The 21411-nt window shown below is 62.3% G+C and carries 22 protein-coding genes; 13 read left to right on the top strand and 9 right to left on the bottom strand.

Annotation, left to right across the window (positions count from 1 at the left end):
• Positions 1–226 precede the first annotated feature (226 nt).
• From DT069_RS22505 to DT069_RS22495, 3 genes are read left to right on the top strand one after another with little or no spacing between them, the layout of a single operon-like run.
• On the top strand, positions 227–5716 hold the full coding sequence (locus DT069_RS22505) for a metallophosphoesterase (RefSeq protein WP_119462594.1): 5490 nt from the start codon (positions 227–229) through the stop codon (positions 5714–5716).
• A 15-nt stretch (positions 5717–5731) separates the two neighbouring features.
• Positions 5732–7441 carry a type I secretion system permease/ATPase gene (locus DT069_RS22500; RefSeq protein WP_119462593.1) on the top strand — a complete coding sequence of 570 codons (1710 nt, stop codon included), beginning with the start codon at positions 5732–5734 and terminating at the stop codon, positions 7439–7441.
• A 10-nt stretch (positions 7442–7451) separates the two neighbouring features.
• Positions 7452–8834: an HlyD family type I secretion periplasmic adaptor subunit gene (locus tag DT069_RS22495; protein WP_425450478.1), complete on the top strand. Its 1383-nt coding sequence runs from the start codon at positions 7452–7454 to the stop codon at positions 8832–8834.
• Between the two features lie 417 nt (positions 8835–9251).
• Here the strand turns inward: DT069_RS22495 and DT069_RS22490 are convergent, their stop codons facing one another.
• Both DT069_RS22490 and trhA read right to left on the bottom strand, forming a co-directional pair.
• The gene (locus tag DT069_RS22490; protein WP_119462591.1) at positions 9252–9455 is read right to left on the bottom strand and encodes a cold-shock protein; all 204 of its coding nucleotides are present in this window, start codon (positions 9453–9455) and stop codon (positions 9252–9254) included.
• 281 nt (positions 9456–9736) lie between these two features.
• The gene (gene trhA / locus DT069_RS22485; protein WP_119462590.1) at positions 9737–10378 is read right to left on the bottom strand and encodes a PAQR family membrane homeostasis protein TrhA; all 642 of its coding nucleotides are present in this window, start codon (positions 10376–10378) and stop codon (positions 9737–9739) included.
• A 238-nt stretch (positions 10379–10616) separates the two neighbouring features.
• On the opposite strand from trhA, the gene otsA reads away from it, so the two are divergent.
• On the top strand, positions 10617–12002 hold the full coding sequence (gene otsA, locus DT069_RS22480) for an alpha,alpha-trehalose-phosphate synthase (UDP-forming) (RefSeq protein ID WP_119462650.1): 1386 nt from the start codon (positions 10617–10619) through the stop codon (positions 12000–12002).
• A gap of 36 nt (positions 12003–12038) precedes the next feature.
• A complete protein-coding gene (locus DT069_RS22475) occupies positions 12039–12218 on the top strand; it encodes a hypothetical protein (protein ID WP_119462589.1) in 180 nt (59 codons plus the stop codon).
• 424 nt (positions 12219–12642) lie between these two features.
• Here the strand turns inward: DT069_RS22475 and DT069_RS22470 are convergent, their stop codons facing one another.
• Positions 12643–12912: a ParB N-terminal domain-containing protein gene (locus DT069_RS22470; protein ID WP_119462588.1), complete on the bottom strand. Its 270-nt coding sequence runs from the start codon at positions 12910–12912 to the stop codon at positions 12643–12645.
• Between the two features lie 493 nt (positions 12913–13405).
• Here DT069_RS22470 and DT069_RS24785 point away from each other — a divergent pair, with 493 nt between their 5' ends.
• Positions 13406–13663, top strand: a complete 258-nt coding sequence (locus DT069_RS24785) for a hypothetical protein (RefSeq protein ID WP_162913379.1) — start codon at positions 13406–13408, stop codon at positions 13661–13663.
• 64 nt (positions 13664–13727) lie between these two features.
• Here DT069_RS24785 and DT069_RS24780 read toward each other — a convergent pair whose 3' ends face one another.
• Positions 13728–13991, bottom strand: a complete 264-nt coding sequence (locus DT069_RS24780; protein WP_162913378.1) for a hypothetical protein — start codon at positions 13989–13991, stop codon at positions 13728–13730.
• 196 nt (positions 13992–14187) lie between these two features.
• Here DT069_RS24780 and DT069_RS25095 point away from each other — a divergent pair, with 196 nt between their 5' ends.
• From DT069_RS25095 to DT069_RS22435, 7 genes are all read left to right on the top strand, one after another.
• Positions 14188–14322 (top strand): hypothetical protein, encoded by a 135-nt coding sequence (locus DT069_RS25095; protein ID WP_425450477.1) that lies wholly within the window; start codon positions 14188–14190, stop codon positions 14320–14322.
• 68 nt (positions 14323–14390) lie between these two features.
• A complete protein-coding gene (locus tag DT069_RS22460) occupies positions 14391–14708 on the top strand; it encodes a hypothetical protein (RefSeq protein WP_119462586.1) in 318 nt (105 codons plus the stop codon).
• Positions 14709–14772: 64 nt separating this feature from the next.
• Positions 14773–15030, top strand: coding sequence for a hypothetical protein (locus DT069_RS22455; protein WP_119462585.1), 258 nt, complete (start codon positions 14773–14775; stop codon positions 15028–15030).
• A gap of 129 nt (positions 15031–15159) precedes the next feature.
• Positions 15160–15801: a DUF7689 domain-containing protein gene (locus DT069_RS22450; protein ID WP_162913377.1), complete on the top strand. Its 642-nt coding sequence runs from the start codon at positions 15160–15162 to the stop codon at positions 15799–15801.
• A gap of 160 nt (positions 15802–15961) precedes the next feature.
• Entirely contained in the window at positions 15962–16381 is a 420-nt protein-coding gene (locus tag DT069_RS22445) for a CopG family transcriptional regulator (protein ID WP_119462649.1), read from the top strand.
• Positions 16382–16491: 110 nt separating this feature from the next.
• Entirely contained in the window at positions 16492–17793 is a 1302-nt protein-coding gene (locus DT069_RS22440) for an extracellular catalytic domain type 1 short-chain-length polyhydroxyalkanoate depolymerase (RefSeq protein WP_119462583.1), read from the top strand.
• Between the two features lie 567 nt (positions 17794–18360).
• Complete coding sequence (locus tag DT069_RS22435) at positions 18361–19350, top strand: fatty acid desaturase (protein ID WP_425450476.1); 990 nt, start codon at positions 18361–18363, stop codon at positions 19348–19350.
• Positions 19351–19495: 145 nt separating this feature from the next.
• Here the strand turns inward: DT069_RS22435 and DT069_RS22430 are convergent, their stop codons facing one another.
• From DT069_RS22430 to DT069_RS22415, 5 genes are all read right to left on the bottom strand, one after another.
• On the bottom strand, positions 19496–20137 hold the full coding sequence (locus DT069_RS22430; protein WP_425450475.1) for a cold-shock protein: 642 nt from the start codon (positions 20135–20137) through the stop codon (positions 19496–19498).
• Complete coding sequence (locus DT069_RS24775; protein WP_162913376.1) at positions 20134–20292, bottom strand: hypothetical protein; 159 nt, start codon at positions 20290–20292, stop codon at positions 20134–20136. Before DT069_RS24775 ends, DT069_RS22430 begins: the two co-directional genes overlap by 4 nt.
• A gap of 108 nt (positions 20293–20400) precedes the next feature.
• The gene (locus DT069_RS22425) at positions 20401–20631 is read right to left on the bottom strand and encodes a hypothetical protein (protein ID WP_119462580.1); all 231 of its coding nucleotides are present in this window, start codon (positions 20629–20631) and stop codon (positions 20401–20403) included.
• Positions 20632–20717: 86 nt separating this feature from the next.
• Entirely contained in the window at positions 20718–20921 is a 204-nt protein-coding gene (gene rpsU, locus DT069_RS22420) for a 30S ribosomal protein S21 (protein WP_119462579.1), read from the bottom strand.
• Between the two features lie 33 nt (positions 20922–20954).
• Entirely contained in the window at positions 20955–21350 is a 396-nt protein-coding gene (locus DT069_RS22415; RefSeq protein WP_162913375.1) for a tetratricopeptide repeat protein, read from the bottom strand.
• Positions 21351–21411 lie beyond the last annotated feature (61 nt).

Below are 21411 nucleotides of genomic sequence, written 5' to 3'. Positions count from 1 at the left end.
GCGACTTGGCGTCGCGGCGGCCTCTTCATTCGACACGGCGACCGCCAAGTCCTTCGATGTCATCTGTGTTCCACGGCCTTGCAATGATCGGCTGCTAGATCTGTGGTTACTCGGGGCAGGGGGATGCCGGGGCGCCTCGTCTTTCCAATGCCGACGCATTGATCAATCTGGGCGTTAATCAAGCCGGACGGAAGAATACCGGACGGAAGAACAGAGGACAGACAGGATGCCACTCGACCAGACCGCTTCGACGACGGACAATGACCTTTCCGCCCAGACGACGCTCAGCGTCGCCGAGCCGATCATGGACATTATGGTCAAGCGCGGCACAGCGGCGCGCGCGATCGACCTCACCGAGGTCTTCGGCTCCAGCGATCTGACCTTCACCATCGAGAACGCCAACGGCGACGTCGCCACCGATGCCCAGATCGACGCCAACGGCATCCTCACCTTCGGCTTCGGCGCGATCGGCCACAGCGACATCCGCATCACCGCGACCGACGGATCTGGCCACAGCGCGACGGATAATGTCAGGGTCCGCGTGACCGGCGAGAACGCCTATACGATCGCCGTGCTGCCGGACACGCAGGATTATACATCCAACCCGCAGCTCAACCATATCTTCGGCGACATGACGCAATGGCTGGTCGACAACAAGGACGGCCAGAACATCCAGTTCGTCGTGCATGTGGGCGACATCACCCAGCGCAATACGGCCGAGAACTGGGCTATCGCTGAGGAAGCCCTGCGCAAGCTGGATGGCGAGATCCCTTACTCCCTGCTGCCGGGCAACCATGACCAGAGTGAGAATGGCCGGGCGAACGACCACACGTCGGACTTTCTCGACAGCATCTTTTCTCCGGAGAAGCAGGCGGCGACCAATCCCACCTTCGGCGGCGTCTATGACCAGGAACCGACCCGCAGCTCCAATAATTACCACACTTTTGCCGCGCCCGACGGGACCAAGTGGCTCGTGTTGTCGATGGAATTCGGCGTGCGCGACGACGTCATCCGCTGGGCTGGCGACGTGATCGAGGCTCATGCCGACCACCGCGTCATCATTGCCAATCACTCGATGACCAATTTTGCCGGCCGCCACGACCCTCTCGGCGATCCCCTGTTCGGTGAAGGTACCGGTTATGACTACGGCATGGGCAATACCCTCGAGAACCCGAATGACGGCGAGATGATCTGGCGCGAACTGGCCGCCAAATATCCAAATGTCGTCATGACCTTCTCCGGGCATATCTTCGGCGACGGCGCCGAGACCGTCACCAGCTACAATCAGTATGGACAACCCGTCCATCAGATGCTGGTGAACTATCAGAACGGCGTCGCGAATGAGATCAACGGCGGGAATGGCGGCAATGGCGCAATCCGCCTCGTGGTCGTGGACCCGGACGCCGGGACCATCTCGACCCAGACCTATTTCACCGAGTTTGACGGCTATCTCACCGGCGGTCGCACCGAGGGAGAACTGGCCGGCGATTACAAGGAGCACGAGCAGGTCATCGAAGGGCTCGATCTCGGCCCAGTCGTGCCGCAGGCGCTGGCCAATGCCGGCGACGACCTGTTCTTGTCAGCTCCGCAAGGCGCTGACGAACTGACCGTCGAGCTCGATGGCAGCGCCTCGCGCAACCCCAATGACGGCATCGTCGAATATCGCTGGCTCGACAAGGACGGCCAGCTGCTGGCAACCGGCGAGAAGCCGTCGGTCACCCTCGGCGTCGGCCGCCATGAACTGACGCTCGAGGCGGAAGACCTGACAGGCCAAGTGACGCGCGACCAGATCCTTGTGACGGTCAGCGGTGATCGTACGCTGCTTGCCGATAACTTCAACGACGGCGACGCTGCCGGCTGGACCACGGTGCGGCCCATCCTCAGCAACGCCACGGAGTTCAGCACGGTCTCTGATACGACGCTGCCGGAACTCGCGGGCGGCGATGCGGAAATCATGTCGTTCCCGCCACTTGAGGCTGGCCAGTACTATCAGGTGAAGGCCGGTTTCGCGCCGTCATCGGGCGATGATTTCGACAGCTACACAATCGTCATGGATCTGCTGGTCCATGACGGTCAGGGCGACTATTTTTCGCTATACCAGAACGATCTCGACAATGAGAATGACGGCGTCATCTTCATCGAGAACAATTATAATGGAACCGGCTCGCTCGAGATCCTGCGCGGCATCCATGGCACGATCAATTACGAGCAGTGGCACCGAATCGCGCTGACCGTCGAGAAGATCGACGACCAGAATGCCACGCTGACGAAATATATCGATGGCGCGCTGGTCGGCAGCCAGGTGGTGGCGATGGATCGCCTCAAGATCGACGGGCAGAACGGTTTCCTGCTGCTCGCCGACGATAATGGCGAGAGCGGCTATGGCCACCTGAACAATCTCGTCTTCTCCGACAAGGTGTTCTCCGCCGCCGAAATCGCAACCCTTGGTGGCCCGGCCGCCGGCGCCATGCTGACAGAAGTCGACGACCGGACCGTCCAGTTCACCTTCGACGGCGACCTGTCGGCCAATCTGGGTAGCGGAACGATCGATATCGTCGACAAGAAGGGCGATGCGCTCGAGGCATCGACCCGGTTCGGTTCAACGAATGACTTCACCTTGCCGGAATTGGCAGGCGGCGAAGGCCAGGTAATGTTTTTCCCGGCGCCGACCGAGCGGCAGGGGTTCGTGGTGCAGCCCGCCAGCGGCGATCCGGCGATCACGCAATACAGCATCGTGATGGACATCCTGGTGCCGCCCGAACAGGGCCGTTACCTCTCGCTGCTGCAGACCGATACGACCAATAGCGATGACGGCGACATCTTCATCCGCGACAATGGCGACGGTACGGCTGGCGTCGGTGGTGGCGGCTACGATACCGGCTTCGTCTATGGCGAATGGCAGCGGATTGCACTGGTCGTCGAGCAGGGCGAAGACGGCACGATGACCCTGCATAAATATGTCAACGGCAGCAGCGTCGGCAGCCGGGTTGTGGACGCGGAGCGCTTCACTCTCGACGGCGAAAACGGCTTCCTGCTGTTCGCCGACGAGAGCCGCGAGATGGTCGACGCTTATGTGAACAGCGTCGCCTTCACGGAAAACCCGCTCTCCGCTGAAGATATCGCCACCATCGGCGGACCTTCGGCCGGCGGCATCTTCAGTACCCCGATCGGCGGCGTAACCCAGTTCGACTTTTCGACCGATCTTTCGGCCAGCTTCGGGGATGCCACCCTCAACTATCTCGATGAATCCGAAACCGGCTTCTGGCAGGTGAAGGGTACGGTCCATTCCCGCACCGACGACGAAGGCCTGGATGCCGCGGAAGGCAAGCTCTATTACTCGCAGGACAATCCCAATAAGATCCTGGTGTGGAACGACGCAGAGGCCCTTTCCTGGACCGACTACGTCTATGACGTGACGCTGCGGTCGACTGACGACGATACGATCGGCACGGTTTTCTATTTCCAGGATGCCAGCAATTACTATCGTTTCGAGATGGACAGCGAAGGTGCCCATCGGTCGCTGATCAAGGTGGAGAATGGCGAGGAAACCGTTCTGGCCGAAACGCGCAGCGGCTATCGCTTCAATGACGAGATCGACCTGCGGGTCGCGGTCGTGGACGGCGCGATCAGCGTTTTCCTCGAAGACAAGGACGTCTTTGGCGGTCCGGTCGTGGATGAAACGCCGATCGCCGGCGGCACGATCGGCGTCTATTCCAGCAACCAGAAGAGCGCGATCTTCGATAATGTCATGGTCAATCAGGTTGCCCTGACCGCCCATGGCGCCTGCGACATGCGCAGCATCGATACGGACGGTGATGGAACGGCTGAGGTGAACCTGACGGCAGCCGGCACTTTCGGTCCTGACGCGGTTGTCTCTTATCGCTGGTTGCTCGACGGTGAGCAAATCGCCCAGGGCAAGGAGGTCAATGTGGACCTTCCCGTCGGCACCAAATCGGTCTTGCTCGAAGCGGCCGACGCGGCCGGCAATGTTTCTACCGATGTGGTCAATGTCGACATCGTGGCCAAGGAGAAGGTTCTGCTGTCGGTTGACTTCAATGGTGGCGATCTCTCGGATTGGACCATTATCGATGAAGGCGATATCGGCGGGGCCTCGGATTGGCAGTTGCAGGACGGGGCGCTGGTTCAGCACTCGGACGTTCACTCCAAGCAGCTTACCTGGGGCGGCAATTCCTCGCATCCCGATCCGTGGCAGCGCGGTTGGAGCCCGCTTGGCGACGGACACAATGCCCTGCGCAAGGGTACCTATGCGCTCTATAACAAGCCGGAAGCCGCGGGCTGGACCGATTATTCGGTCGAAGTCACCGTTGACACGCCGGATGACGATGGCCTTGGCGTGCTGCTGCACTATCAGGACCCCAACAACTACTACAAAATGGAGCTCGACAGCGAGGGCGGCTATTGGCAGCTGCGCAGCATGGTCGATGGCTATGAGAAGACGTTGGGCCAGGTTCCGGGCAAATATGTTCCGGGACAGCAGATCAATCTGCGGGTCGATATCCTCGACGGCATGATGCAGGCCTTTGTGGATGGCGAAGCGGTCTTTGCCTACAGGATCGGCGACAAGAACATCGAAAGCGGCACAGTGGGCCTCTATTCCTGGGGCAGCCAGGGCGTGAGCTTCGACGATTTGAATGTGATCTCGTTAGTGAAGGGCGACGGGCCGAGCGAGCCGAATCCGGACCAAACGCTCAACGGGACCGCGGGCGACGACACGCTCACCGGAGGCACTGGAAACGATCGGCTCTATGGCAAGTGGGGTGACGACATCCTCAATGGCGGTGCCGGCAACGACCTGCTGGACGGCGGTATCGGCAACGACGTCTTGACGGATTTGGTCGGGAACAACCGGCTCTTCGGCGGTGCCGGCGATGACGTGCTGGAGAGCGGCGACGGTGACGACCTGCTGGACGCCGGCGAGGGTGACGACATCGTGCGGACGACCGGCGGGAACAATCAGCTCTTCGGCGATGGCGGCGACGATGTGCTGGAGAGCGGCGATGGCGATGACCGGCTGATGGGCGGCCATGGCGATGACGCCCTGCAGAGCGGTGCCGGCGACGACGAGCTCGTCGGCGGCATTGGCGATGACCTCCTGCAGTCCGGCTCGGGCGACAACCGGCTCTTCGGCGGTGCCGGCGATGACGTACTGGAGAGCGGCGACGGTGACGACCTGCTGGACGGCGGCGAAGGCCATGACGTGATGCGGGCTGGCGCCGGCGACGACGAGTTGACTGCTGACGGTGGCGACGATCTGCTCGAGGGCGGCGACGGGGATGACCGGCTGCTCGGTGGCCATGGCGAGGATATGCTGCGCGGCGGATCGGGCGACGACGAGCTACAGGGCGGTGCGGGTGCCGATGATCTCGAGGGTGGGGACGGGGACGACCGGCTCCTGGGCGGGTCCGGCAACGACCGGCTTGCGGGCGGACTGGGCGATGATGTGCTGGCCGGCGGATCGGGCGACGATGCCTTCGTCTTCGTCCCGTCGTTCGGGCAAGACGTCGTCGCCGACTTCGACAACGGGCGGGACGTAATCGAGTTCGACGCAAGCCTATTCGCTGACTTCGATGCTGTCGTCGATAGTGCCGAGCAGATCGGGTCGGATGTGGTGATTACCCTCGATCCGGACAACGTTCTCACCCTGGCGCGGGCGCATCTGAGCCATCTGCAGCAGGACGACTTCCGCTTCGTCTAACAACCGAGGTCGAGCGTGCAAAATCGATTCCCGGTGCCGCCGCGATCCGTGGTCGCGGCGGCACTGCGATCCTGCCGGGGGGCCTTTCTCGGCATCGGGCTGTTCAGCGGCATGATCAACATCCTGATGCTGACCGGGCCACTATTTATGCTGCAGGTCTACGATCGGGTGCTGGCGAGCCGCAGCGTCCCGACACTCGTGGTCCTGCTGGGGCTGGTCGCGGTGCTGTACGCATTCCAGGGCGCACTCGATTTCATCCGATCGCGCCTCTTGCTGCGTATCGGCAATCGGCTCGACCGGTGGCTGTCCGACCTCGTCTTCGATGCCTCGACAACGATGGCCCTGCGCGGCCGGAAGGGCGGCGACGGCCAGCAGCCGGTCCGCGATCTGGATCAGCTTCGCCAGTTTCTCGGTGGCCAGGGCCCGGTCGCCATCTTCGACATGCCCTGGATGCCACTCTATCTGGTCATCGTGTTCCTGTTCCACACCTGGCTTGGCATTCTGTCGGTGATCGGGGTGTTTGTCCTCTGCACCTTTGCGCTGCTGACGGAGTTCGCCACGCGGGGACCCACGAAAATCGCGGTCGAGAAGGGGGCGGCGCGGAACGCGCTGACGGAGGCGGCGCGGCGGAACATCGAGGTGGTCACCGCCTTGGGCATGACGCCGGCGATGAAGCAGCGTTGGGTCGCGGCTCATGGGGCATTCCTGGATAGCGGCCGCTCGGCGAGCGACGCGGCCGGGGGGCTGACCGCCGCGTCCAAGACCTTCCGTCTTCTGCTGCAATCGTTGACGCTTGCGGCCGGCGCCTATCTGGCGATCCAGCAGGAGATCTCCGCCGGGGCGATGATCGCGGTCTCCATCATCTCGTCGCGCGCGCTGGCGCCGATCGAGCTCGCGATCGCCAACTGGAAGGGTTTCGTCTCGGCACGCCAAAGCTATCGGCGGCTCGGCGATCTGGCTGCGGCCCTGCTCAGGGACGAGGATCGGCTCGTCCTCCCGCCACCGACCTCGCGGCTGGAGGTCGAGAATCTCGCGGTCGCGCCTCCGGGCCAACAAAGGCCGACGCTGACGGGCGTCATCTTCTCCCTGGCGGCGGGCGAGGCGGTCGGCGTTATCGGTCCGAGCGGGTCCGGCAAATCGACGCTGGCGCGTGCGCTGGTGGGGGCCTGGCCGGGCAGCAAGGGCGGCGTCCGGCTCGACGGGGCCGCTCTCGACCAGTGGGCGCCGCACGAACTCGGCCGGCATATCGGGTATCTGCCACAGGACATCGAACTGTTCGACGGCACTGTTGCCGAGAACATCGCCCGCTTCAGACCGGACTGGACATCGGAGGAGGTGGTCGCCGCTGCCACTTATGCTGGCGCCCACGACCTGATCGTGCGCCTGCCTGAAGGATATGGCACTCGGCTCGGCGATGGTGGGATCGCGCTCTCCGCCGGGCAACGGCAGCGGATCGCGCTGTCTCGCGCGCTCTATGGCGATCCCTTCCTCATCGTGCTGGACGAGCCCAACTCCAATCTTGATGCTGAGGGGGACGCGGCGCTGACCGGCGCCATCCGCGCCGCGCGGGAGCGGGGAAGGATCGTGGTAGTGATCGCCCACCGGCCAAGCGCCCTGGTCGCAGTCGATCGCGTCCTGGTTCTGGCCGATGGCCGCCAGCAGAGCTTCGGACCAAAGGAAGAGGTGCTTGGCCGCGTCCTGAAGCATCCTGTCGCAGCCGCTTGAGGAGCAAGCCGTGTCGGAGTCTGCATTGACCATGGTGCCGTCCGGTTCCCAGGCCGGATCCCGGGCCGAGCCCCAAGCCGCTCCTCAGCCCTCCGGCGGGGACCCGGATGGTAGGGACGGTATTCGCCGCTACCTGACCCTGGGCATCGTTGTGATCGTCTGCCTGGTCGGTGGTCTCGGCAGTTGGGCGGCGCTCGCGTCGCTGCACGGTGCGGTAATCGCCTTCGGCTCCATTGTCGTCGAAGGCAGCAGCAAGCGGGTACAGCACCCCGAAGGCGGTGTGGTCAGCCAGATTCTCGTCCGTGACGGCGACCATGTGGTGGCGGGCGAGCTCGTGGCTCGTCTGGATGACACTGTGATCGCCGCCAACCTGATGATTGTCGAGCAACAGCTCATCGAGCTGACGGCGCGGCGCGCGCGGCTGGAGGCCGAGCGTGACGGTCGAGCCGACCTGGAGGTCCTGCCCGCGCTTTCGCCCGGAAACGAGGGAGCCGTCGCGCGCGCCTTCGCCGGCGAACAGACTCTCCTTCGCACGCGGCGGGCGGGTCGCGCCGGCCAGATCGCCCAACTTCGGGAACGCATCGCGCAGCTCAAAGAGGAAAGCCAGGGGCTTGCCGCGCAGATTGGGGCGAAAGATCAGGAATTGACGCTGATCGAGAGCGAGCTGCGAGACTTGGCGGGCCTGTACGAAAAGAAGCTCGTCCCGGCGACACGCCTGACCGCCCTGCGCCGGGAGAAGGCGCGGCTGGAGGGCGAGCGCGGCCAGCTCCAGGCGAACCTGGCAAGCACGCGCGGCCGGGTCAGCGAGATCAAGCTGCAGATCATCCAGATCGATCAGGACATGCAGACCGAGGTCATCGAAGAGTTGCGTGAGGTCGAGGCCAAGCTCGCCGAGCTTCGGGAGCGCAAGGTAGCGGCGCTGGACCGGCAGACCCGAGTCGACATCCGCGCGCCGCGTGACGGCGTCGTCCATCAGCTCGCGGTGCATACCGTAGGCGGCGTCATCGGCCCGGCGGAAACCATCATGATGATCGTGCCGGACGACGAGACCCTCGTGGTCGAGGCAAGGGTCGCGCCAACGGATGTCGATCAGGTCTCTCCCGGACAGCAGGCCGTGCTGCAGTTGTCCGCATTCAATCGGCGCACGACGCCGGAGATCACAGGTGCCGTGGCGCATGTCTCGCCCGATCTCACACAGGACCAATCGACCGGCGAATTGTATTACGTCGCGCGCATCGAGCTGTCCGCCGAGGAACGGGAGCGTCTGGGGGACCTGATGCTCATACCCGGCATGCCGGTCGAAGCGTTCATCCGGACCGAGGAACGCACGCCTTTGAGCTACATCATTCAGCCGCTGCGGGACCACGTCGATCGGGCGCTGCGGGAGGAATAAGCGCCGGACCGCCAGGCGCCGACATCTATGCGCAAGCCCACCCGGATCTCTTCCAGGATACTGACGAGCGCCCTACCACCACCCCGCAAAGCCACGGCAAGCGCATCGCCAGGAACCTACGACGGCCCCCAGAATCGGCTCGCTCAAGTCTCATATATCACTAAGCGGGCAAGTCAACTATCGGTGGTTTCAGGCCCCCGCAACCAACCATATCCGCCCGACAGCACAGACACAGAACACCCCGCCGAGAGATCGGCGGGGTGTTCCCCGCTCTACGTGTGTGCGTGTCCGTGCCGGTAGCGCACGAGAACCCAGGCCGGTCATCGGCGCCAGTCGAAGAAAAAAGAACGGCGGCCCCAGGGGGGCGCCGCTCCGGAACAGCTTGCGATTGGGCGCAAGCGGCGCCCAGTGGCAGGGCTAAACCGTTTCTAGGTTTGCGGCCGCGAGTTTGCCGCGCTCGCTCACCACATCGAAGGTCACTTTCTGCCCCTCGCTCAGGCTATGCATGCCAGCTCGCTCGAGGGCGCTGATATGGACGAACACGTCCTTCGCGCCGTCGTCCGGCTGGATGAATCCGTAGCCCTTCTGGGTGTTGAAAAACTTCACGATACCACTGGCCATGATGGCCTCCGTCAATAAAAGTTGGATAGCTGCCGCGCGACCATTCGCGTGGCGCCATGCAGTTTTCGGCCTCATGGATATCTTGAAGGAACGCCTGAGAAAGGCGAAACGGCAAGAGGTGAAGCAAAAAATCTACAGACTCTAAATATGGGGCGCGTCTCGGTGAGGTGCAATCCCTGGCCGTCTTCTGACGATGTCACCCACCTGTGCACCCGCATCGGCAGAACTCGGCGATAGCCCTACAACCCGGCGAAGTACGGCGCCAAGGAGTGGCGGCGGGGTCAAGCGCGCCCGCTCGGGACGGTGACATAGTCGAGGATCGCTGCATAGTGGCAGGCGGCGCCAGCAAGAACGAAACCATGCCAAATGGCGTTTTGATAGGGTAGGCGATCCCAGAGATGGAAAACGACACCGAAGCTGTAAAGCAGGCCTCCGACTGCCAAAAGGATAATCACCGGCAGTGAGACTGTCGAAAGGAGCGGCTCCAACGTCATCGATACGCTCCAACCAAGCAGAAGATAGAGTGCGATGGAGAGGCGCTCGAAGCGCCGCGGATACAACAGCTTCACGGCGGCTCCGCTCGCAGCGATGAGCCATATGAAGACGAAGAGGGTCAGCTCCCAAGCAGCGTCGACGTTGATCAGGGTGAAGGGCGTGTACGTGCCCGCAATCATAAAAAAGATGGCGGCATGGTCGAAGCGGCGGAGAACTTCCTTCCGGGCGGGGGCCGCTGTCAGGTTGTAAAGTGCCGAGCAGCCGAACGTGGTGACAATGCCGGTACCATAGATCATCAAACTGGCGACCAGAAGCAAACCGCCTTGCTTCAACGCAACAGCCATGAGTGCGGCAAATGCAACGACACTGGCCGTCACACCCATGACGTGGATGCAACTGTCGGCGATCTGCTCGCGGCGACGATGCATTGAAAACGCAACCCCTGATGTTATCCGCCGACAGGGAAGGCCTCTGGTCGGTTCCACTTTCCCTCTCCCGGTCGTCGGTTCGGCGCCCGCAGGAAGAAGTTGGTGCTTCCATCACTTCAGAGAAGCAGAAATCTGCGCGTAGCCTTATCGGAAGCCCGATCCCGGCGTAGCGTTGCTCGGTTGGAGGAAGCCTCTTAAACTGGCTCGGATGCGACACGAAAGTCTCGGAGGAATGCGCTTGAGCCGTTTGGTCGTCGTTTCGAATCGTGTCGCGTTACCAGCAAAAGGCAAGCAAGCCAGCGGTGGATTGACCACCGGGATCTTCGACGCTCTGCGCGACACTGGAGGAATATGGTTCGGCTGGAGCGGTGAGATCGCCGGAAAGCAAGCAGCGGAGCCAAAGGTCACCAAGGCCGACGGGCTGACATATGCCACTGTCGACCTCCCCCGCAAGGACTATGAAGGCTACTATAACGGCTTTTCCAATGCCGCCCTGTGGCCGCTGTTTCATTACCGACTCGATCTCATGAGCTTCACCCGCGAGGACTTTGCTGCCTATCAGCGGGTGAATACGTTGTTCGCCGACGCGCTCATTTCGATGCTGCACCCAGACGATCTTGTCTGGGTGCATGATTACCACCTGATCCCCATGGCCGAGAACTTACGGCGTGCTGGCGCCAAGCAGCGGATCGGCTTCTTTTTGCACACGCCTTTTCCGTCCTTTGGCGTGCTGGCTGCTCTTCCCCATTATGACAGCCTGCTGGAATCGCTGTGCGCCTACGATCTCGTCGGGTTCCAGACGAACGAGGACTTGACCGCGTTTCACGAGGCCGTCTGTCGCGGCGCAAGCGGCGCGGTGTTACCCGACGGCCGTATTCGTGCCTTTGGCCGGACCTTCCGCGCCGGTGTGTTTCCGATCGGCGTCGACCCCGACGCCATCGCCGAAATGGCTGTTCCCGCCGTAAAGTCCCGCACCTTGCGACGGTTCGAGGAAGGCATCCGAAATCGGCAACTGATCATCGGGGTAGACCGCCTCGACTACAGCAAGGGACTGGAGCACCGGTTCAAAGCCTTCGCCTGCTTTCTCGAACGCTATCCCGAGAACCGTGGCCGGGTTCGCTTTCTACAGATCGCCACCGCAACGCGCAGCAACGTTCCCGAGTATCGTGCTTTGCGCCAGAGGCTGGGTGCGCTTGCCGGTGATATCGCCGGTCGCTTCTCGGAGCTCGATTGGACGCCGATGCAGTATCTGAACAGGAGCTTCTCCCATCGCTCGCTCTGCGGCTTTCTCCGTATCAGCCGTATCGCCCTCGTCACCCCGTTGCGGGACGGGATGAATCTGGTTGCCAAGGAGTATGTGGCGGCCCAGGACCCCGGTGATCCCGGCGTCCTGATTCTCTCGCCCTTCGCCGGGGCGGCATATGAGCTGGATGGCGCGATCATCGCCAATCCTTATGATCCCGACGCCGTCGCCGAAGCCTTGCAGATGGCGGCGCAGATGACGCTCGATGAGAGATGCGAACGCTGGCGCGCCATGATGATGATCTTGCGCCGCAACAACATTACGGCGTGGCGGGAGAACTTTCTCCGCGCTTTGGGCGAGACGCGGTCCCAATTATCGTAGAGGCTCTTTGCGCTTACACCGGCAAGGGAACCATTCATGGACACTGAGCAAGTCGACAAGATCGTCGCCGCTATCCTCGCGGCCGAGGCATCGCGGCAGAAGACTGCCGCCGGCGACACCCGTCGCCGCGATATTCCCGCCGACCTCTGGGACTACTACACGCATTTCTCCGCTCGGCTGAGCGAAGCGCGGCAGGAGTTCGAAAAGCAGAAATAGCGTGCCCGGCCCGCACCGCCAACGGTGCTGAGTTCGCCGTCGACCGGCTCCGAGTTCGCTCTATACGGCAGGCGCCGACCACAGTTGGGGATCATGGACGGCTCGATCGATCGCCGCATCGATGTCGGGGCATTTATCCCTGATCGTGGACCAATGACCATTCTGGCGTGCCCGCTCCTGCGCCTTCGGACATCCCCGATAGAAGTCGTTGCCGTAGCTCACATGGTAGACGTTCAACGCCGTCCGAATACATTTGACGGACGCCCCGCACGCGCCGCAACGCACCGTTGCCATCCTGGCCTCGCTGTTCTAAAGGAACCCACTCCACCCTGGCACAGACTCGCCGCAGGCGCACCTCTTATTCCCGCTGGCCGTGCCGAGAAAGGCCTTCTCGAGCTCCGTTCGCCGATCGCTTCGAATGGACCTAATGCCGCCGGGCTTGGACCAGGAGACCGACAATCGTCTCTTCGCCGAGTGCCTTGCATGCCTCTAAGCGATGAAGTCCTTCCACAAGGACAAGACGCTCGCCGTCGCGGCGAACAAGAATCGGCGTCTGCTGACCTGACGTCAACATGCTCTCGGCGAGCGCGTGCACGGTCGCGGGATCGAGCGTCCCCCGACGTTTGGCCGGCACATAGATGTCCTTGATCGCAAAGGTCGTGTTCTTGAGCGTGGGAGTCTGGTTACTGGGCATGTCGTGCCAATCTGCTTTCGCTCTGGTTCGCCGCGCGCCCCTAGGGCGTCGCGTGCTGGCCGCAGTTCTTCTGCCTACCCGACCGATGTAGGTCCAAGGCTGTCCCGTTCTTCCAGACAGGCGTGCCAAGCTTGCGCCAGCATCAGGTTTCGCTCTGTAGGATAGCGTTCCGCTGTTCCTTCAGTCTCATCAGCGAAGCGATCGGACGTCGATGCAAATTGTCGAAGGGAAAGACGCGCCTGCATCGGATCATTCTTTCGGGGCGGGTGACAAGCCTGCGCTTGCTTGGGATCGCGGCTGGTCCGATTCGGAAGCATCCATCTTGTCCAAGCCAGATCGTTCACATGCAATGAGTCTATCGGATCGCCTCCATTACGTCGAACGAAACGCCGCTTCACTGCCGGTACGTTTTCCCTCTGATGTGGCGAAGTGATCCTGAAAATCGGCTCTCTGAGTTAAATATTCGATCATAAAAAAATCAAAGAGATTGATAATGCTCGCCTTTATGTCATTTCGAGTTTTCCTGATTCGGCAAAGTTCATTTAATGATTGTATCCGAAGGCATATCGCCCAATTTGAGATTCCACGGCAAATCATTGTCGTGTCGTTGAAAGGCTTTCAAATGAACCAGAACCAGACGCTGCCCCGGTCCGATACTCCGGAAGGCGACAAGACCAAGGTTGCGCCGCCCGCACAACAGCCGCAGCTGCAGCCGAGCAAAGCCGAGCCAGAGGCCACGCCTCAGAAGTAGGCCCTAGGATCGGCTACGGGAGTCGTGACTCCTGCGTCTAGGGTGATGCGTCGTCGAAGGAGACTCATATTGCTGTCCCCGACGGCGACGCAGCCATCTGCAGCCACACCAGAAGCTGCTCGTGGGCGTTTCGTCTCCTGCTTATCGCCGGATCGAAACTTTGATCTTCCGGCCCGCGCAGTTCGGCGGCGCGGCCTTGCTGGGTCGTCGATTTCGATCCGCTGGAGCGGACCGCGGCTCTGGAGAGATTGGAAGGAGATGCATGATCACTTGAAGCCTTGCCATGGAACCGACCCTCGATGACTTGCAGATCGACGATGTCCTGCAACAGGCGGCGCGCAGTGCGGGTCTCACGCCGAGTGAATTCAAGGAGCGGTTGCGTGATGTCGCGGTTCGCCGCAGTCGGATGCGAGGTCCGGGGCCTGAGTGACTTGTTCTCCTTTCGCCGGCATCTTGCGTTCGGTTTCGCTGGGACCGGGCCTGATCGCGAAGGACCAGCCCACAACCGGCTTCGGAAGGCGGATATGGCGAGACTCAAGGGCGGAATGGGTGACCGGATGAAATCGATGACCAGCGATTGGTTGGCTTTCAACACCAGTGAATGGACATGGATCGCCCTGATGATTGGCATCGTTCTGCTCGTCGGCCTGCTTTTCTAAGCCGATGGCGTGACCACCGCCATGGCCGTTCCTGGCCGAAGAGCACAAACCTGCGGAGGTACGTGACCATGACAGACGATCCGATTGCACTCGATACGCATCGCGGCATGGCCGCGCAGGAGGCCACTGAGATCCGGCGACGCCTTTCTGAGGTCCAAGCCGATCAGGCGGCACTGCGGGTCCGACAGGAGGAGCTCGAGAAATTTCTTGTTGCAGCTCCGGCACAGAACTGGCGAGAGGCAGCGGAGAAGGCCCGGTATCTAATTACCCTCTTTGCCGCCACATCGGAAGCGCGGGATCCACGCCGCCAGATGCTCATTGCCGCCGTCCTCGGCGACTTTATCCGGTTGTCCGAGAGAGCCGCAATCGCGGATCCCGGCGATTGACTGTGTACCTCGCCCGAACCTGCCGCGATTTTCCATGCAGCCTTGAGGCAAGAGGACGCGCACAATGGCAAGACCCGAACTTCTTTATTTCATCGACGAGACGATCTCAGGGTGGAATGTCCAGTGCGAAGATCAACGATATGGCCCCTATCCCACATTGCATGCCGCCATGGCGGGGGCGGTCGCGGAAGCCCAGGCGGCCGGTCAGGCCGGGTTCAACAGCGTGGTTCTCCGGCGCAATCAGAATCGGATCTTCCGGCCCTGCTGGGGCCTCGGTGAAGAAGCCCACCCATTTTCGCTCCTTCCCGTGGGTCACCGGTAGCTGATTGCCCTATTTTGCATCGGTCGAGAGAGGTTCCGGCCCTGGCGTTGCAATCGACAGATCGAGCCGGCACGCAAGGCTGAGATCTCACGATAGGGTCTATTAGGCACTCTAAGGCAGGAGTTGCCGATGCGCAGACGAAAGGAGATAAGGCGGTCGCTCTTCGCATTCGCTCTTGTTCTTCTTGCTCAAGCGGCGTCCGCTCATGTCGAAGCGCCAAAGCCTGTCCCGCTCACAGCTGATATTGGAAGCTCGACGCGCGACAGTCGCGCTCCTGCCGCCATGGTCGGTGCCTCTCCTACTCAAGCTGCATTTTCGCGTGAAGAGATGGACGCAATCAACGACGCCATTGTCGCGAGCCACCCCTCCGTTACGATCTTGGGTGACCCGACGCCGCGTTACGACTGCCACGGATTTACCTTTGGGGCGGGTAGGGGATGGACCCAACAGGATCGCGTCGAAAGCATCTTGGCCGAGCAAGGATGGATCCTCAGAGCAGATGGCGATCAGCAAGTAGGCGACATCGCGATCTACCGAAAAGGAGGCGTGATCACGCATTCGGGTATCGTTAGCGCGGTCCAGGGCGGAACGGCCACCAGGATTCAGAGCAAATGGGGCAAGGCCGGCTTGTACGAGCATGATCCGACCGATGTACCGAGGGGTTACGGCCAAGTCGAAATCCTGCACCGCAGCACCGCACTCGCCATGGTCCTGCAGAGCTCTTCGGGCCCTGCGGCATTTGAGAGCCTTTCCATTCGGCAGGTTGGTTAGAGCCCTGCGGCAAGCCGGGGTCGTGTGAGACACGGCCGCGCTGTCCGGCCGCTTGGTCACGTGCTCGCCCGGCTCACGCTGCGTCATAGTGCATGGCCTTGACAGGAACCTCTATCAGCCTATTTACCATCCACATGGATGGTAAATGGATGGTGAAAAGATGGCCAGCAACGTACAGGAGCTGCGACCGAAGGCGGGAGACAGCGAGAAGATCACAATCAATCTCGGCTATGTCGACCTTGGCCATGTCGATCTGATGGTGCAGGAGGGGTTCTACTCGAACCGCACCGACTTCATCCGTACCGCCATCCGCAACCAGCTCGAACGGCATGCAGACGTGGTCAAGCAATCCATCGCTCGACGAAGCGTCGATCTCGGCCTGCGGCACTACAGCCGCGAAGACCTCGAAGCGGTGCAAGCGGCCGGGCAGACGCTCCAGATTCATGTACTGGGCCTTGCCAGCATCGCCATGGATGTCCCACCCGAGCTTGCCCGCGCCACGATCGACTCGGTCTTCGTGTTGGGCGCGCTACACGCCAGCCCGGCGGTCAAGGCCGTTCTTGCCGACCGGATGCGCTGACCGATCGCGGCGCGCCGCCAGACTCCACCAACGACATTTCAAACCGGGAAACCGAACAGGCTTCCTCGCGGGGAGGCTCGAGCTGTTTCCGAGCACAGGACGCTCCAGGCATGAACCACAAACTGCACCCCGACATGATCGAGGCGACGCGCCTCACCCGCGCAGGCCGGCTTGCCGAAGCGACGGCGCTCCTGCAACGCATCCTTCGAGGCAGGCTTCGAGACGAGCCGGCGTCGGACACCACGTCCAGCATTGCCAGGGACGCGTCGGCAGAGCGCACGGCGCACATCATTGACATGGTGCCCGAGGCAGTCGAAGTAACGGAGCACCGGCCGTCTTCACCCGGCGGGCCTGCGTTCGGGGTCGGCACCGACAGCCGTCTCCCCAATAGGACCGACGGAGCGGCCCGGCCGAACGTCCCCGGGGCGCTTCGCCGGTTTCTCGAACGGGTCAACCGAATCGGTACCGGGCGAATCGACACCGGGCCGGGAACGGGCGGGCTGGCGCAGCCGTCGCCGGCATCGGCGCGCGACATTACGCCGACCGGCGGACAGTTCGTTGCGGGGTCCTACAGCAACCAAGCCGGAAGCCGCGCCTACAAGCTCTACATCCCCAGCGGTTATCGCGGCCAGGCGGTCCCTTTGATCGTCATGTTGCACGGCTGCACCCAGTCGCCCGACGACTTCGCCGCCGGCACGTGCATGAACGCGCTCGCCGAAGAGCGCACCTGCCTTGTCGCCTATCCCGCACAGGCTGCATCCGCCAATTCTTCGAAGTGCTGGAACTGGTTCAGGCCGGGCGACCAGCGGCGCGACGAGGGCGAGCCCTCGCTGGTCGCAGGCATCACACGCCAGATCATGGACGACTACGCGGTTGACCCGCAACGCGTCTATGTCGCCGGGCTCTCGGCTGGTGCGGCCGCCGCCGTCACCATGGGGATGACCTACCCCGACCTTTACGCTGCGGTCGGTGTACATTCGGGCCTCGCATCCGGCGCCGCCACCGACGTTCCCTCTGCGTTCGCTGCGATGCGACAGGGTGGGGCCGTCGGGGGCCGATCCGGCAGCGCATTCAGCGCCGAGGGGCGTCGGCGGATCGTCCCAACGATCGTGTTCCACGGGGATCAGGACAGGACCGTGCATCCCAGCAACGGCGATCAAGTCATCGCGCAGGCGAGGGCAGGCACGGCCATGGAGCTGCAGACACGCGTCGAGCGCGGTCAGGTGCCCGGCGGGCACGCCTACAGCCGGATTCTCCATGCCGACACGCGCGGGCGGGCGATTCTCGAGCACTGGCTCATTCACGGGGGCGGCCATGCCTGGTCGGGCGGCAACGCCATCGGTTCCTATACGGATCCACGGGGACCCGACGCCGCGCGGGAGATGCTCCGTTTCTTCCTCGATCAGGAATGAAAGCGCGCCGGTGGCGACGCTGTCTCAGGTTGATCGGGGGCGCTCGATAGGCGGCGCTGGTTGCGGTGAGTGTCAGTTTTGAGGTGTGCGGAGCGTCCGTCCAGTTTGTCCTGACAGGATTGAATGTCTTCCACGCAGGATATTGGAGCGAATCCTATTGGCAGTGCCCGAATGCGCAAGAAGGGGGGCGCCGATATTTGAAGCGGTTCTCGGTCGCTGATAGATGCCGTGACATGGAAGCGGCGACCAGCCGGTCTTCACGACGACCAGCTATTGCGGAACGGTCGCCGGCTTCTCATTTATGTGAAGTCAATCTGCTTCGGGTTGGCCCGCTTGTTTGTTTCGCCGTTGCGCGCCAAATTCGACTCCATCCATCATCGACTTTCGACCCGCCGTGGTGGGGCGGGCAGCGTGAGATACTGCGGAACGATTTCCCAGCGGCTTCCCCACGGCTCCCCCGGCGGTTCAGGTTCCATTTCGCCTTGTACAACCTCCCTCAGAGATTATTGAAACATGCTGGATATCCGCGCGAATGCTCGCGCAACTACTTCCGACTTCGATACGCCGGTGGCCGGTCGCTCTTGGCGGCAGATCGTCGTCCCTTACGCCAAACCCGACACGAGGCGCGGCATCATCCAACTCCTGAATACCGGGCTGCCGTTCCTGGCCACTATGGGCGTAATGCTCTATGGGCTTGATCGCGGCATTGAGGCGGCGCTCTTGCTGGCTCCCGTCGCGGCGGCGCTGCTGGTCCGATTGTTCGCGATCCAACATGATTGCGGGCACGGCTCGTTCTTTGCCTCGCGCTGGGCGAACAACCTGCTCGGCCGGGTTCTCGGCGTCTTCACGCTGACGCCTTACGCATTCTGGCGCCGAAGGCATGCCGTCCACCATGCGACCTCGGGCAATCTGGACCAGCGCGGTGTTGGCGACGTCACCACGGTCACGCTGCGCGAGTACCTGTCCTTTCCGGCTCGGCGGCGGCTCCTCTACCGGTTGTATCGGCACCCGCTCGTCATGTTCGGTGTCGGGCCGGCCTATCAGTTCGTGATCCGCCACCGCGTTCCGACGGGCCATCCGCTTCGGCACTGGCAGGAGTGGTCCAGCGTTCTCGGCACCAATGGCGCGATCGCCGCGCTTGTGGTCCTGGCGGCGGTGACCGTCGGGCTGAAGCCGCTTCTGCTCGGCTATCTACCGGTGATCCTGCTCGCCGCTTCGATCGGCGTGTGGCTGTTCTATGTCCAACATCAATTCGAGGACGCCTACTGGGAAAGCCGGCCCCGCTGGAATTTCCAGGCCGCGGCGCTTGAGGGCTGCTCGTTCTATGACCTGCCCCGGGCGCTGCACTGGATAACCGGCCACATCGGCTTCCACCACATCCATCATCTGTCCAGCAAGATCCCGAATTACCGGCTGCGCGAGTGCTTCGAGCAGAACCCGGAGTTCCAGGAGGCTAAGCGCCTGACCCTCTGGGACAGCCTGAAGTGCCCGCGACTGGCCCTCTGGGACGAGGAGCGACGCAAGCTGGTGCCGTTCCGCAGCCTCCGCCAGGCATAGCGGGCTTGGACCTGTGCGGACGCGCCCATGTGCTCGACTGCCGGGAGCGCTCTGGCTCGCTACTGCGGGAAATCTGGTTGAACCGCCGTGAGCAGATGCGGAGGCAACACCACGACCCCGCTACGGACGATGAGGGCTCGCGCGCTCATTCGGCCGTGGCAATCGAAACGGCCTCACGTCCTTTCGGCGCTTCGACGATACGCATCGAAACCCGTTGGCCCTCAGCGAGGCCGGTCAGTCCGGCTCGCTCAAGAACGGAAATATGAACGAAAACGTCCTTGCCGCCATCCTCGGCAGCGACGAAGCCAAAGCCCTTGCTGCCATTGAACCACTTCACCGTCCCGGTCGTCTCGATCGCGGTCGACAGGTCTGGAGCCTCCCGCCCACGGGCCTCGGCGCTGGCGGGTGTCCTGCGGGGAACAGGAACGGCGGCGCTTTCGTCGACTTCGAGCACCTGAGTGACCTGCCGCCCCTTGGCGCCTTGGCCGGCATGGACACGCAACGTCGCCCCGGGCGGCACCGATTGGTGCCCTACCGCCTGCAACACCGCGATGTGCAGAAAGGCGTCGCCGGAACCGTCACCCAGTTCGACAAAGCCGAAGCCCTTCTCGGCGTTGAACCATTTCACGACCGCGGCGACGGGTGGGCCGTCGGCCGGCAGGGGCTCGCTTGCAAAGCCGCTGAACGGACGCCGCGATCGGACTTCAGGGAGATCGTGCAGCGAAAACGCGTCGTCGTCGAATCCGTGCCGCCGCGGCCTGCGGAAATCTTTGCCTCTGCCCATCATCCGTGCTCGGCGTCGTCACTGATCGACGGTTCTGCACTCGCGGTCTTGCGCTGAGCCGTCCGTTCTTGTTGCTGTTTCAGTTTCTCTTCCTTCTTCGCTTGTTTGGCGCGATTGCGCTCCGCCCGTTGCTGATTGTAATTCGGTTTGAATGCCATCGATCCTCCTTCTGACGGCCGCACTGTAGCACCGCGGGGACTATATTTCCCGCGCCGTCGCATATCCTGAGGCAAGATTTCGACAGGAGCGGGGGCGTTTCTCGCCGGTTATGGCGTCGCTGGCTTCCGTCGAGAGGTGCCAATTCCCTTTACGGCCGCTTTCTTGTCCGCGGCTTCCTTCTCCAGGCGCTGCTCGCGCAGCCGTGCCGTTTTCAGCGCGTCCGTTCGCCGTTCGTTCTCTTTCGCCGTCAAGACTTCCTCATTGCGTTTCTTGTTCTTGCTCCAGAGTGCCTCCGCCGCGCGTCGGAGGTCTCCGTTTCGTTGCTCTGCCTTGCTCATCCTCACTCTCCTCGAGTTCAACGGGACGCTTACGAACATCGCTGCCCGCACCCGCGAAGGGGGCGTATCGCTGTCCGTCGCCGTTCTCAGTACCCTTCGCGCTCCAATCGCTTCCGCATGGCCTTGCGGTGACGCCGCACCGCTTGCGTCTTCTCACGCACCCTGCGCTCTGAGGGCTTCTCATAGGCCCGCCTGCGCTTCATCTCACGGAACGTACCGTCCCGCTGCATCTTCTTCTTGAGAACGCGAAGGGCTGAATTGACGTCATTGTCTCGAACGAAGACCTGCATGCGGGTTGCCAACCTTTCCTCGCAGAGTGGCGCCTAGGCCTCTACTGTGATCTCGGCTTTTGCTTGCCACGCTCGCGCCAAACGCTTTGCTTTGGTGATTTGCCCGGGCGTCATGCTCAGGGCAACGAGCTCACGTGCTTCGATCGACAGCTCTCGATTGGCGCCCTGGCGACCTGTCATTGCAAGACTCAGCCACATATGAGCCTGCACCACGCTCTGGCGGGTACCCTCGCCGGTACTGCACATGACACCGAGGCTGTGCTGTGCGTCGGGATGGCCCTGTTCAGCGGCTCTCTGGAACCACTTAACCGCCTCGGTGTAATCGTTCGGCGTGGCATTGAGAGTGCCGCGACCGTTTCTGAAGATTATGCCGAGATTGTTTTGGGCATGGGCATTACCCTGCTCGGCAGCGAGAGTGATCTGTTTCACCACGGTTCTCCGGAAATTGAAAAGCTCGAAACATTACGGCCCAGGCGAACCTTGTCCGTCG

This window comes from Virgifigura deserti (assembly GCA_003576685.1).
GTDB classification, from domain to species: domain Bacteria; phylum Pseudomonadota; class Alphaproteobacteria; order Dongiales; family Dongiaceae; genus Virgifigura; species Virgifigura deserti.
Note: the sequence above shows the minus strand (reverse complement) of the source record. Positions and strands in the feature narration are given on the sequence as shown.

Coding starts and splice junctions, on each gene's coding strand:
- DT069_RS22505 (WP_119462594.1), top strand. CDS start 227: ATGCCACTCGACCAGACCGCTTCGACGACGGACAATGACCTTTCCGCC.
- DT069_RS22490 (WP_119462591.1), bottom strand. CDS start 9,455: ATGGCCAGTGGTATCGTGAAGTTTTTCAACACCCAGAAGGGCTACGGA.
- trhA (WP_119462590.1), bottom strand. CDS start 10,378: ATGCATCGTCGCCGCGAGCAGATCGCCGACAGTTGCATCCACGTCATG.
- DT069_RS22475 (WP_119462589.1), top strand. CDS start 12,039: ATGGACACTGAGCAAGTCGACAAGATCGTCGCCGCTATCCTCGCGGCC.
- DT069_RS22470 (WP_119462588.1), bottom strand. CDS start 12,912: ATGCCCAGTAACCAGACTCCCACGCTCAAGAACACGACCTTTGCGATC.
- DT069_RS24785 (WP_162913379.1), top strand. CDS start 13,406: ATGCTCGCCTTTATGTCATTTCGAGTTTTCCTGATTCGGCAAAGTTCA.
- DT069_RS25095 (WP_425450477.1), top strand. CDS start 14,188: ATGGCGAGACTCAAGGGCGGAATGGGTGACCGGATGAAATCGATGACC.
- DT069_RS22460 (WP_119462586.1), top strand. CDS start 14,391: ATGACAGACGATCCGATTGCACTCGATACGCATCGCGGCATGGCCGCG.
- DT069_RS22455 (WP_119462585.1), top strand. CDS start 14,773: ATGGCAAGACCCGAACTTCTTTATTTCATCGACGAGACGATCTCAGGG.
- DT069_RS22450 (WP_162913377.1), top strand. CDS start 15,160: ATGCGCAGACGAAAGGAGATAAGGCGGTCGCTCTTCGCATTCGCTCTT.
- DT069_RS22445 (WP_119462649.1), top strand. CDS start 15,962: ATGGCCAGCAACGTACAGGAGCTGCGACCGAAGGCGGGAGACAGCGAG.
- DT069_RS22440 (WP_119462583.1), top strand. CDS start 16,492: ATGAACCACAAACTGCACCCCGACATGATCGAGGCGACGCGCCTCACC.
- DT069_RS22430 (WP_425450475.1), bottom strand. CDS start 20,137: ATGATGGGCAGAGGCAAAGATTTCCGCAGGCCGCGGCGGCACGGATTC.
- DT069_RS24775 (WP_162913376.1), bottom strand. CDS start 20,292: ATGGCATTCAAACCGAATTACAATCAGCAACGGGCGGAGCGCAATCGC.
- DT069_RS22425 (WP_119462580.1), bottom strand. CDS start 20,631: ATGAGCAAGGCAGAGCAACGAAACGGAGACCTCCGACGCGCGGCGGAG.
- rpsU (WP_119462579.1), bottom strand. CDS start 20,921: ATGCAGGTCTTCGTTCGAGACAATGACGTCAATTCAGCCCTTCGCGTT.